The sequence below is a fragment of the Spirosoma pollinicola genome, from assembly GCF_002831565.1.
Classification (GTDB): domain Bacteria; phylum Bacteroidota; class Bacteroidia; order Cytophagales; family Spirosomataceae; genus Spirosoma; species Spirosoma pollinicola.
The window spans coordinates 3,464,564-3,477,558 of record NZ_CP025096.1; the positions used below are offsets into that span (position 1 = coordinate 3,464,564).

Consider the following 12,995-nt stretch of genomic DNA (forward strand, 5'->3'; position numbering starts at 1 on the left):
AGCGTATCATTTGTCTCGAGAAGAAAACTGAAAAGCTTATGCGCAGGCAATGGCCATCCAGCCCATTTATTGGCACAGCGAGACTGATTATCGTCAACTAGTGGATGAAAGCGGACAAATTAGGTTGGAAGCACTAGTTAAAAAACAGATTCCACACCCATTCAATTGTTGTTAAAAACAGAAATCCAGAGATGAGAAATACTACCGTCCAAGGTCCAGGTACAAGGGATTTTTTGTTAATAGTCATTGTCAAATAGGCTTTAGTTACGAATGTAGAAATATCAATAACGCTAAGTTAAATAAATATTCTTATGTGTCCAAAGATAGATTCTATTTGCCGAATATAAATCTATTTTTATTTCTCTAATCCGAAACCAAGTATAACTGATTTTGCTGTTATCATCACAATTTTTTGTTACCAGTTTTCCTTAATTTAGCTCAAAACCTTATTTTCTGCCAACACGGCGGTTCTTTTTACACCTGGAAATCGAGTACCGGTTTGCTAAATTTTGTTGAAGCGGACGAATTCAAGTAGGGCGGAATGGTATTCCGTTTTATAGTTTTACTAATGAACTCTATGGAAATTTCCGCACTAACCCGTTCTGTTGTTAAGCGTACCCATGCCGTAATCAGTCCCGACGGTTACATCAATAGTCGCGTGCCTGGCTGGGACAATTGCACCGTCAATGTTATCATCAACGAGCAGATGGGGGCAAACTTGTGTCAAACGCTCATTACAATGAATGCGAATGGTCAACTTGTTGGCAAAACAATCGCATCTCAATTGTTTTTCTATGTCATTGAAGGCCAATGCACTGCTGCTATACGTGGAGAGAAACAAGTGCTAACCGCAGGCCAATTTGTTTATGTCCCCATTGGATACAACTATGTAGTTGATAAGCCGACAGAAGGAGCAAAATTAGTGTCGTTTCATAAGGTCTACGAAAAACTGGATGGTTTCGATGTGCCTTCAAGTCTGTATGGCGATGCTGCAACTATAGATTGCCCTGCCTATATGGGTGATCCGGCTCTTCGTTTACAAGTGTTGCTGCCAGATGATCTCTCGTTCGATATGGCGGTCAACATTTTTACCTACGATCCGGGTGGGCACCTGCCGCTTGTTGAGACACACGTTATGGAACACGGCCTGATTTATTTGCAGGGACAGGGTATATATAGGCTCGATCAGGATTGGTACCCGGTGAATAAAGGAGATTCTATCTGGATGGCCCCCTATTGTCAGCAGTGGTTCACGGCAATGGGCAAAGAACCCGCCGTTTATATTTATTATAAGAACGTAAATCGGTTTCCTACAACAGTATGACTATTCGAGAGTAAAGATGAAGGCCTTATACTGTATTCTATATGCAGTATGACTATACGCATAAAAATGTATCAAGTAATTCTTTGATGTATCGATTGGAATCGAAAAATTCGGTGAAACCGGTTTAAACAAGCCTGCACTGATGATCGAATAAAACGTTTTTTTCTAAAGCGCTTTGTGTTATAACTCATATGTATTTATCTATTTGATAGTCAGTTGTATGGGCATAGTTTCGCTGGGTAAAAAAAATAAAAAGTGGGAATTATTCTCTTATGGATTTTTGATCTAGTTTTGTAAATAAATATACAAAATATGAACAATAGTATATCTTTTAGTATCAGGTGGTCATATATCGTACTACTTATACTTGTTCCCTGGGTTATGATGAGTTTCACCTGTACAGCCCAGCAGCTTTACATTAATGAAATCATGGCGTCTAATTCTCAAACAATTGCCGACGGTGCTGGGGCATATGAAGATTGGTTTGAGATATACAACCCAAATCCCACACCGGTCAATATAGCGGGCTATTACCTATCTGATAATTCGAATTTAATAAAATATCACCTGCCTGTCGGTTCGTCACAGACCATTATACCGGCCAATGGGTATTTGTTGTTATGGGCAAGTGATGTTGTCAGTCGTGGGCCCCTTCACGTTGGCTTTAAACTCTCGGCAGATGGCGAGATGATTAGTTTGGTTCAGCCCGATGGCAGTACGGTGGTCGATCAGGTACTATTTGGTGCCCAGCGTACCGACGTTTCCTGGGGGCGGCAACCGAATGGATCCTCTACCTGGCTTTATTTTCAGCGAACCAATTCGATAAACAACACGAGTCCGGGGGCCAGTAACAATGCCAAAACTGGTTATGCAACTATCATGAGTGACCCCATTTTCTCGCAGGTGGGTGGCTTTTACTCCACAGATTTTAGCCTGACTATCACCTCGTCTGATCCAACAGCGACTATTTTCTACACGTTGGATGGTTCAGATCCAGATCCAGTTAATCCGGGACCCAATACCTTTCAGTATAAAAATAATTATGCCGAGCAGCCAGGTCAGGGCAATGGATCATTTTTAACAGAGAGTTATCAGACACGTACCTACTCCAGCCCGTTGTCGATTAGTGACCGAACCAGTTCACCCAATAAAGTATCGACTAAATCGTCGACGTTCAACTCGTCGCCCTACTATATACCAACCGAACCGGTCTTTAAAGGAACTGTAGTGCGGGCAGTGGTCTATAAGGCCAATGCGCTGATGAGCGACGTCGTTTCGGAAACGTATTTTATTGCGCCTGCCACCAGGTACGGAAACCTTCCCGTTGTGTCGATCAGTACGAATGAAAAATCCCTGTTCGATTATAATAGTGGCATTTATACCGCCGGTACAACATTTGATGGCTGGCGAGCCGGTAATCCAACAGCCGAAAGTATTTTTTGTTCGCCCGGTAACTTTACAAACAAAGACGATAATTGGCAGCGATCGGCCCACGTACAATTTTTTATCAACGGCCGCTCCGTGCTTAATCAGCATGCAGATATTGCCATCAACGGTGGTTGCTCCCGATCCACTCCGCGCAAAAGTCTGCGACTGTATGGTGATACCGATTTTAATTACCCATTTTTCAGCAATCGCCCAATCAACCAGTATTACAATCGATTATTGCTGCGTAGTGGAGGTAATGACTGGAACTTTACGACCCTTATTGATACCTATATGCAAACCATGGTCCGGCATTTGCCATTCGATACCCAGTCGAATCGCCCCGGTATTGTGTTTTTGAACGGTGAATATTGGGGTGTTCATAACTTAATGGAGCGGTATGACCAATACTACCTGAATCGAAATTACGGCGTAGACCCGGACAGTGTTGACATAATTAAGTTCGATTATGGCGCTTACCAAGCCGATAATGGCGATCTGGTAAAATTCTATGCACTAAAAGATTATTTTGTGGGATCACCTACGATAGACTACGGGTATGTTTCCACATTAATGGATGTAGATGGGTTTTCGGATTATCAGATTTCCGAAATCTACGCCGGAAATTTTGACTGGCCCTATAACAATCAGCAACTCTGGCGGAAACGAACCAGCCAGTATGTGCCTACTGCACCCAAAGGGCATGATGGCAGATTCCGCTGGATGATGAACGATATGGACTGGACACTGGGAGCGGGTAACGACTATACGTCCAATTCACTCGATCGGGCCACCTCTACGGGCTACGACGTTTCAGTTACCGAATACACGCGCTTCCTTCGTCGGCTGCTGGAGGTAAGCAGCTATAAAACATACTTCATTAACCGGTTTGCCGACCTGCTCAATACTACGTTCATTCCGGGCCGAAACATTGACCTGCTCAATACTTTCCAGCAGAGTTATCAGCCGTATATGGACGAACATTTCTCGCGATGGAAAACAGGAAATTCGCTTACTAAATGGCTCAGTAACGTCAATATCGTCCGAACGTTTCTACAGCAGCGTCCTGCTTATGTACGCGACCATATTCGCTCCCGATTTAGCCTGACTGCCAATCGTACCATTACACTGTCTGTGTCTGATACAGCCAAGGGATATGTTAAAATTAATACAATTGATATTTTGCCCTCCACCGTTGGGGTGGCCACTAATCCGTACCCTTGGACTGGTACCTATTTTCAGGGGAACGCTGTACGGGTTGTTGCCAAAGCGCGTGTTGGCTATCGCTTTGTTTCCTGGCAGGAAAACAGTGCTACTATTTCTACCGATACAGCTTATAGTTTTGATCCTACCACCAATCGGAGCCTTATTGCCCAATTCGACCTCGATAATTCATCGACCGGAAAACCAACAGCCTATAACCTGAGCACGTGCGAATATCGGTTCGATGCTTTTCCGGCCACAACCCCGGCGGGAACCTACCCACCCAACATGTATTTTGTGAGTATGAATGCAGCAGATCCAGCCCTATCAGCTACGTTCGCCCTGGCTGATACGGTAAAAGGTGCTTATAACCTCACTAGTGCTACCCGCATTAATGGGTTGGGGAGCGACGGAATTGCGATGATAAATACAGGTAGTGCGCCGTCGGGCTACATTGCTGGTGCATTGGGCGGGGTGGTTCTTGGGCTGCGAACCACCAATTTGACCGAAGCTACAGTGCAATGGACAGGTGGAACAGTTACGCCCAATCCGCGCCAGTACAATATTCGGCTTCGCTACCGGATTGGTAATTCCGGGCCCTTTACTGACTTGACAGATGGGGCAAATAATCCAGTGGAATATGTTCGAAATGCAACGGCCGGACACAGCCAGGATATTGGGCCGGTGTCATTGCCAACGGCTCTGCTCAATAAACCTTATATACAACTGTTATGGCAATACTACTACACCGGTGTGGGTACTTCGGGAGCTCGCGACCAGTTGCGAATCGACAATATTAGTATTCGCCGGGGTGGTTGCCAGAGTATTTCGTCGGGTAGTTGGCACACGGCCAGTACCTGGAATTGCGGGCGGGTGCCCAGTGTATGCGATGATGTCGTGATACGTGCCGGACACGTTGTATCTGTAACGACAAACGCTGCAACGGCCCGTAGTATTCGCTTTGAATTGGCAGGGCAACTACAGTATGTAAATGCTAATGCGTCGGTGTACCTCCAAAATCCCTGAACCAGTCTGCTCTTCTATTTTTTTTTGCGTCGCCAAAATGATCCTGATTTGAACGTTAAGTCGTTACTAATCAGGATCATTTTTTATTGATTGTCAGTTTTAAGGAATAGGCTAGATATGGACAGCCGCTCTTGACGGCAGTATTTTAAAAATAATTTAAAAATTTTTAAAGTAAAAGTAAAGCCTTGTGCGTCATCCTTACCAAAGGCCAATACCAGGAAGCACACGAAACGATAAACATCGAATTTCACCATTCACTTCCTACTAAACAGGGCTTTTTTTAACCATTAAATCATAAACAACATGAACATCATTTGGCGAGTAGCAGGGGTGGCGTTGGCTGCCGGATTGGTACTGTTTCTGGTATCACTTATTGTAAAAGTACTAGTCGTTGGCCTGGGCATCGCCTTGCTGGCTCGGGTAGTAGGGCCTCGGCTGGCCGGAGGGCGGGCGTTTGGTCGGTTTGGTCGTGGTGGCTGGCAGTCTTCGCAGATCATATCCATCGACGATCCAACGTATCATTCGCCCATGAGCCGGGGAAGGTTTGAACGGGTTATCCCAATCAATTAATCAAGAGCAGTAAACACACGAATACAATCAGTAAACACAAAACTAAACAACACACAAACATGTATAATCAACACGCATTCGAAACAGGTAATAAAGGAGGTTGTGGCTCAATGGGCCGTGGTAAATTTGGTGGCCCCTGGGGTCGCGGTAAGTTTGGCGGATTCTGGGGCGGGCCAATGGCCGGTCGTCATGGCGGTGGCTTTCAGCACACACCCGTCAACATTGAAGAAAATGAGACAAGCTACATTATCTCCCTGTTTGCGGCTGGTCTGGTAAAAGAGAACGTGAAGCTGTCGGTTAAAGACGATGTACTGACAATCTCGTACCCCGGCACCGACCAATCGGGGAACCCTGAACAAGCGACAACGGGCAATTATACCTATCAGGAATTTACGAACCGTTCGTTCGAGCGTTCATTCCGACTCAACGATAAAGTGCTCACCGAAGAAATTTCGGCCACGTATGCCGAAGGAATTCTGAAAGTGACACTGCCTAAAAATCCGGCAACGAACAAACCTGCGCAAACGATCTCGGTAGCGTAACTGATGGCTTAGATTAACTAAAAAAGCCCCTCCTGAAATCAGGATGGGCTTTTCTGTTTCTGTTGATGGCACTTTACTGTTTTTTTACTTCACCCCGAATTTCGCCACCTGGATAGGCTACCGTGTGCAGGTTTGCATAATATTGACCCGCCAGTAAACTATCGACCTGTGTTTGGCGCAGTGCGGCTGTCGTGGCAATAATAGGATTCGTTAAGCTAGGGAATGGAATGTTTACCGGGCCTGTGCCATCGGCGTTTGTAATCCGGTGTAAATGGCCACCCGTTGGGGTTAGCCCCTGATAGTTAACCGTATAACTCAATACACGAGTCGTTGTGTTCAAATCGCCCACGAATGTACCCGTTGCTGTCGATGGTGTTGCCGCAGGTTTTTCACCGGAACCGGTTAATGTTGCCGCCAGGCGTGTCTTCGTGGTGGTAATGGTTGGGTTTTCGTCATTGCTACATGACGACAGAGTAAGTCCGAGACTTAACAGGGTTGCCACAGAAAGGAGAACGTTTTTCTTGTTCATAATAGATAGTGTCTATGCGTCAAATAGGTTGATTAATAGTTGGGTGTTAATTGAGTTAACCCGATTTTCACTGCCAAGATAGGTTTATTATCTATTCAGTTCTATTTGTGAACTTAGAAACTGAGCGAATTGCAGGATTGTACCCTACCTTTACGGCTGTTTAGAATCCATTCTTCGGAATATTTCCAAAACGAATCAGAATCTTATAATTTTGACTCGCTAAAACGAATCAATTTTCTGAATTCGTTGGTTCTTCCTAAGAGAATATCCCTTTCAGTAACCTGTTTTTTTATTCCTACTTGCTATGGCTTTTGATTTAGACATGATTCAGCGCGTTTACGCTAACCTCGGCAAACGCGTCGAAGCCGCCCGGCAGGCAGTCGGCAAACCGCTGACCTTGTCGGAGAAAATTTTGTACAGTCACCTTTTCGGCGGTGAAACAACCCAGGCGTTCGAGCGGGGTAAAGCGTATGTTGATTTTGCACCCGACCGCGTGGCTATGCAGGATGCAACAGCCCAAATGGCCCTTTTGCAATTCATGCAGGCCGGTCGGCCACAAGTTGCTGTTCCATCCACTGTTCACTGCGACCACCTGATTCAGGCTGAAGTAGGGGCCGTTGAGGATTTGGACATCGCTAAAAATAAGAACAAAGAAGTATATGACTTCCTGGCATCTATTTCCAACAAATATGGTATCGGTTTCTGGAAACCCGGTGCAGGTATTATTCACCAGGTCGTAATTGAAAACTACGCGTTTCCGGGTGGCATGATGATCGGAACCGATTCGCACACGCCTAACGCGGGTGGATTGGGTATGATCGCTATTGGTGTGGGCGGTGCTGATGCCTGCGACGTGATGGCGGGGCTCGCCTGGGAACTCAAAATGCCGAAACTGATCGGTATCAAACTGACCGGCAAACTGAGCGGCTGGGCATCGGCAAAAGACGTTATCCTGCGTGTGGCTGGTATCCTGACCGTAAAAGGTGGAACGGGTTGCATTGTTGAATACTTTGGCGAAGGAGCTGAAAGTCTATCGGCAACGGGCAAAGGTACGATCTGTAATATGGGTGCCGAAATTGGGGCGACCACCTCTATTTTCGCCTATGACGAGAAAATGGCAGATTATCTGCGGGCAACCAGCCGCGCCGATATTGCAGATGCGGCCAACGCCGTAAAAGCGGATCTTCGTGCCGATGAAGAAGTCTACGCCGATCCGGCTTCCTATTATGACCAACTGATTGAAATCAACCTGTCGGAACTGGAGCCACACATCAACGGTCCATTTACGCCTGATCTGGCCTGGCCTTTGTCGAATTTTGCCAAAGCCGTAAAAGAAAATAACTGGCCCGCCAAGCTTGATGTTGGTTTGATCGGTTCGTGTACCAACTCCAGCTACGAAGACATGACCCGTTCGGCTTCTGTAGCGGCTCAGGCAACGGCCAAGAATCTGAAAACAAAAGCGGAGTTCACCGTAACGCCGGGCTCTGAACTGGTTCGGTTCACCGCTGAGCGCGACGGTCTGCTAACGACATTTGAAGAAATTGGTGGGGTAGTATTGGCTAATGCCTGTGGTCCTTGTATCGGTCAGTGGGCGCGTCATATGGACGATCCAACCCGTAAAAATTCGATCATTACGTCGTTTAACCGGAACTTTGCTAAACGGAATGACGGTAACGCCAGCACCCACGCGTTTGTGGCATCGCCGGAAATCGTAACAGCCTTGGCAATTGCCGGAGATCTGACATTTAACCCAATGACCGATACGTTGACAAACGAAGCCGGTGAGCAGGTAAAACTTGATGAACCACAAGGCATTGAGCAACCCCTGAACGGGTACGCCGTTGATGACGCCGGTTATCAGGCGCCAGCCGAAGACGGTTCGGGTGTGCAGGTACTGGTTAGCCCAACCTCCGACCGTCTGCAATTGCTGGCTCCATTTGCTCCCTGGGAAGGTACAGACATCAAAGGGTTGAAATTGCTGATCAAAGCGAAAGGCAAGTGTACGACCGACCATATTTCGATGGCTGGCCCCTGGTTGAAATACCGCGGTCATCTTGACAATATTTCCAACAACATGCTGATCGGCGCAGTGAACTTCTACAACGAGAAGACCAACACCGTTAAAAATCAGCTAACCGGCGAATACGGCGAAGTGCCAGCTGTACAACGGGCCTACAAAGCCGCAGGTATTGGTTCGATCGTAGTTGGTGACGAGAACTACGGTGAAGGTTCATCACGTGAGCACGCGGCTATGGAACCTCGTTTCCTTGGTGTGCGGGCAATCCTGGTGCGTTCATTTGCCCGGATTCACGAAACCAACCTGAAAAAGCAGGGGATGCTGGCCCTAACATTCGCCAACCCTGCCGACTACGATAAGATTCAGGAAGACGATGTTATCGACATTGACGGACTGACGGAGTTCGCTCCGGGTCGTCCGCTCGAAATCGTTCTGCATCATGCCGATGGATCGACGGATGAGTTTCCTGTCAATCATACTTATAACGAAGGCCAGATTGAGTGGTTCAAAGCGGGTGCCGCACTGAACATTATTCGGATGAAGCAAAACGCGTAAGATAAACGTTTCATTACTAGTTAACAGACCGGGCCGATTGTTAAGACAATCGGCCCGGTCTGTTTGTTATTACCGATGGCGCAAGACTCTGGCCTTGTGTCTGGTATTCTGCGGCCTCCGGCCGGAATAAATACGAAAGCTTACAAAACGGCCAGAGGCCCCAGAATACCAGACACAAGGCCAGAGCCTTGCGCCATCATATCACAGTTAACGTGGCCCGGCCTTACGTCATCAACGATCAATAAAATCGGTTATAAACCCGCGCTTCAATAAGCGCACTTAGCTCGGTAAATGCTTCCGGGTTTTCAATGGCAGGTATCGACATCAAGTGCATGGGTATTTCAGGCATCCCGGGCTGATAAGGAGGTTGATTATAGTTGAATAGGTTTAGATGAAAGCCTTGCCGTTCATAAAACTGAATCCGTCGGCGGCTGATGTCATCTTGTGGTAATTCGACTTCCAGAATAAAATAACGGCTGTCTATAGCCAATAGTTTGTCGAGTGCCCGCTGGCCAAATCGCTGGCCTCGTTGACTTGGGTCAATGGCAAAATGCTCAACAAATACCAGCTCAGGCCATTGCCAGTAAACGATAAATCCAACCAACTGCCCCTGCTCGACTAATCCGCAGAGGTGCATGTCAGGACATGAAAGAATCCGACGTAAGTTGGTGAATGAACGACGTTCGTTCGCTGGGAATGACTCCTCGTACCAGATTCGAATGGTGTCTAAATAGGGGTGTTCCTGCTCAATTCGTACGAATATCATTTGTGGAAACAGGGAATTTTAATCAATCGGAACCGAGATAACTGCACCCTGTTGCCTGTAAATCAGTATTAATTTTTCCCCTTTCTCTTTGGTCACGGTATCGCCAATGGCTATGCTGGCACGGTCACGGTAGTCCATGAAAAAGCTGGCTGCTGCTTTTGTGTCTATATCGGTGTAGCCAATTTTGAGCAAATAATTGGCAGCATTTGCCTTGTTTACTGACGTATCCGTGACGACAGCGTTCAGTCGTTTGTTGATCAGGGAATTTGTAGTAACGTCTGTGGCAGTAGCAGCGTCTTCGCCCATATACTCCTGGTAGAAAATGACGAACACTATAGCAACTATTGCTATAACCATGATAACTAGATACCGAGTGGCTGGCTTCATACAAGTGGATAGAATGACCGATTAACGTAGTCCCTCGATAGCTTTTTTCATAGCGGCAAACTGCCGTTTCTTTTGTAAAACAGCCGGAGCGGCAACCCGTTCGCGACAATCAAAAATGCCACAGCGTTCACAGGCCTCATTCACGATACGAAAAGATACCTCGCTGGCAGGGTTGTTTTCCGGAGATGTCGACAGGAAATTCATCTTGCTTTTTAGGGCGTCATTCACGGCAAAACACATGGATACACTGATGTTTTGATCACCGGCGGCCCGCGAAGGGTGAGCTACTGAAATAATCAGGTATTGGTGTCCGGTATCGTAATACTCCGAAAGTTGTGCCCGGCAAAGCGTGCCATCGAATTGTTTATTCTGTTGTAGAAACTGTAGTTCCTGCAAAATTGTCCAGGCTATCCACCGCCGACAGAAATGCTCGTCCATAATACCGCGTGGTCCTTGCAAACGCGACAGGTGCATTTCCTTTGTCAGTTTAAAGGTCGTTTGGCCGGGTGTATGATTGAACCGATAAAAAAACAACTGATCTATACCGAATGCACTGGGCAACACATTACTCAGTCGATAACAGAAGCGCTCAGGCGTTGCCCCAAAATGGTCGATGAGTTGCAGGAAATCGTCGTTGTTCCAGGTATCCCGGGCAAAAAGTTCACTTAATTTAGCGACGAGCGCAGCCCGTCGAATTAAAATGGCACCGGCAAAGTAAGAGGCTTTATAATTATTGAGAATCTGCTCAAACGATTCTGCTTCAACCCAGGAATAGCTGAATGGACGATTCTTAAGATTCATAAACTGGAAGCCCACTTCCCGCGACAGAATAAACGACCGTTGTTCTGTCGAAAGGCCCGCATTAAGGTGAAGTGTGTGCTGTTCGGGTCGATATACTGACCGCAAGGCGGCTAATTCGGGTTGCGTTAGCGGGTCGAAGTGCTCGATTCGAATGTTATACCGCGTTTTAAGCAGATTAATTAACAGAACTTCGGTAACCGCCTGATCGGGCATTGGGGCAAATTCGGCCAGAAAGCGATCGGCATCGGCTTCGATATCGGGAAAGTAATTATCGTGCATTTCCTGATAGGACCGCAGCATAGTCAGATACAACCGCTCGACGCTCATGTTGTAGCTAAGGGCAATATCCATGAATGTACGAATCATGGCACTGACTTTAGCGGGGGCTTCGGCCAGTAGTTCGAGCAGGTCGGAGGGGTCTATTCCGAACAGTTCGAGGGGGATTTCAGTCAGGAATTTCGAGCGCAGCAAGTCCGAAATGGGCTCCAGCTTCTTGCTTAATTTTAACGAAACAAGCGTATCGTAATCCACTTGCATAGCATTGGCAAGTGCCGAAATTTTATCGGCTTTGGGGTATTTTCGTCCTTTTTCAATTTCGGTGACGTAGGAGACTGATAAGTTGGATCTTTGGGCTAATTCGCTGACAGACAATCCTTTATCAAGGCGTAGTTGGCGAAGTTTCAAGCCAAACAACAGGCGGATATGATCTGCGGGTAGGTTCAAGGAATGGAAGCTTAATTAGTGAGACGCATCAACTAAAAGCGGACTCAGGTTCCAGGACCTGGCCGGATCGTATTGCAGTTGACCATGGTCGATAACCAGCGGGCTATCGACATTATTGTGGTATAATTGCCCAGTGCCTAAGCCCTGTGGCAACAGGTGTTTAAATTGCGCTGTATACTGAGCAATAGCATTCAGGCCAATATTCGATTCCAGCGCCGAGGTAAGCCACCAGCCAATATTGAGTCGGCCAGCCAGTTCGATCCATTCGTCGCAATGACGTAACCCACCCAAAAGGGTAGGTTTCAGTATAATATACTGTGGCTGGATTTTTTTTAAGAGCTTAAATTTATGGACGTATTCCATTTGCCCGATCAGCTCTTCGTCCAGCGCAATTGGTAAAGGCGAATGCTTACACAGGTCGGCCATTAGCTCCGGTTGCCCGGCACGAATGGGTTGTTCGATAGAATGCAGGTTAAACGTGGCCAGCCGTTCGAGCTTTGCTATTACATCGGCAGGGGTAAACGCACCGTTGGCATCCACCCGAAGGGTGATCTTATCGGCCGGGAATCGTTCCCGAATCATGGCCAGCAGATCGCACTCCTGTTCAAAATCAATAGCCCCTATTTTTAGTTTTATCGTAGTGTAGCCGGCTTCAAGTTTTTCCTCGATCTGCTGCCGCATAAACGACTGGCTGCCCATCCAGATCAGGCCATTGATTGGCAGTGTGCGCTGTCCGTTAGTGAAATCAGACGTCCTGATAATGTGTTGCCCGCCTGAGAGGAAATCAAGCATGGCTGTTTCAAAGCCAAATAAAATACTTGGGAAAGCCTGGCTGATAAGTTGATTCAGGATGATGGGAATATTCCAGCTAAACAACTCCAGATCCATCTCTGTAAACTCATCGCAATACTGACAAAGAATATCCTCGAAATCGGGACGGTCATCGAAGCTTAGTCCTTTCAGCGGTCCACATTCCCCATAACCAACAACAGCCGGATTTTCATCATCAAAAATTCGAATAACGTAGGACGTTTTTTCCGTAAGGGTGCCGCGTGACGTACCCGCTTCGAAGCGAAAGTGCAACGTGTATTTCAGGTAGTCGGCTTTTAAACTCATTGTACCAAACG

The 12,995-nt window shown here is 46.8% G+C and carries 10 protein-coding genes; 5 read left to right on the forward strand and 5 right to left on the reverse strand.

Annotation, left to right across the window (positions count from 1 at the left end; translation table 11 throughout):
- Positions 1–577 precede the first annotated feature (577 nt).
- The 4 genes from allE to CWM47_RS14460 all read left to right on the forward strand — a co-directional run bounded on the left by allE (position 578) and on the right by CWM47_RS14460 (position 6,090).
- Positions 578–1,324, forward strand: coding sequence for a (S)-ureidoglycine aminohydrolase (allE, locus tag CWM47_RS14445; protein ID WP_100988667.1), 747 nt, complete (start codon positions 578–580; stop codon positions 1,322–1,324).
- Positions 1,325–1,705: 381 nt separating this feature from the next.
- On the forward strand, positions 1,706–4,978 hold the full coding sequence (locus CWM47_RS14450; RefSeq protein WP_170069427.1) for a CotH kinase family protein: 3,273 nt from the start codon (positions 1,706–1,708) through the stop codon (positions 4,976–4,978).
- Positions 4,979–5,281: 303 nt separating this feature from the next.
- Positions 5,282–5,548, forward strand: a complete 267-nt coding sequence (locus CWM47_RS14455) for a hypothetical protein (RefSeq protein WP_100988671.1) — start codon at positions 5,282–5,284, stop codon at positions 5,546–5,548.
- A 59-nt stretch (positions 5,549–5,607) separates the two neighbouring features.
- Positions 5,608–6,090: an Hsp20/alpha crystallin family protein gene (locus CWM47_RS14460; RefSeq protein ID WP_100988673.1), complete on the forward strand. Its 483-nt coding sequence runs from the start codon at positions 5,608–5,610 to the stop codon at positions 6,088–6,090.
- A 73-nt stretch (positions 6,091–6,163) separates the two neighbouring features.
- Here CWM47_RS14460 and CWM47_RS14465 read toward each other — a convergent pair whose 3' ends face one another.
- A complete protein-coding gene (locus tag CWM47_RS14465) occupies positions 6,164–6,619 on the reverse strand; it encodes a CHRD domain-containing protein (protein WP_100988675.1) in 456 nt (151 codons plus the stop codon).
- Positions 6,620–6,923: 304 nt separating this feature from the next.
- Between CWM47_RS14465 and CWM47_RS14470 the strand changes: the two genes are divergently transcribed.
- Positions 6,924–9,191: an aconitate hydratase gene (locus tag CWM47_RS14470; protein WP_100988677.1), complete on the forward strand. Its 2,268-nt coding sequence runs from the start codon at positions 6,924–6,926 to the stop codon at positions 9,189–9,191.
- A 238-nt stretch (positions 9,192–9,429) separates the two neighbouring features.
- Here CWM47_RS14470 and CWM47_RS14475 read toward each other — a convergent pair whose 3' ends face one another.
- From CWM47_RS14475 to CWM47_RS14490, 4 genes are read right to left on the reverse strand one after another with little or no spacing between them, the layout of a single operon-like run.
- Positions 9,430–9,957, reverse strand: a complete 528-nt coding sequence (locus CWM47_RS14475) for a GNAT family N-acetyltransferase (RefSeq protein ID WP_100988679.1) — start codon at positions 9,955–9,957, stop codon at positions 9,430–9,432.
- 18 nt (positions 9,958–9,975) lie between these two features.
- Positions 9,976–10,314 carry a hypothetical protein gene (locus CWM47_RS14480; RefSeq protein ID WP_157815969.1) on the reverse strand — a complete coding sequence of 113 codons (339 nt, stop codon included), beginning with the start codon at positions 10,312–10,314 and terminating at the stop codon, positions 9,976–9,978.
- 51 nt (positions 10,315–10,365) lie between these two features.
- A complete protein-coding gene (locus CWM47_RS14485) occupies positions 10,366–11,868 on the reverse strand; it encodes a helix-turn-helix domain-containing protein (protein WP_100988683.1) in 1,503 nt (500 codons plus the stop codon).
- Between the two features lie 15 nt (positions 11,869–11,883).
- Positions 11,884–12,984 carry an o-succinylbenzoate synthase gene (locus CWM47_RS14490; RefSeq protein ID WP_100988685.1) on the reverse strand — a complete coding sequence of 367 codons (1,101 nt, stop codon included), beginning with the start codon at positions 12,982–12,984 and terminating at the stop codon, positions 11,884–11,886.
- Between the last annotated feature and the right edge of the window lie 11 nt (positions 12,985–12,995).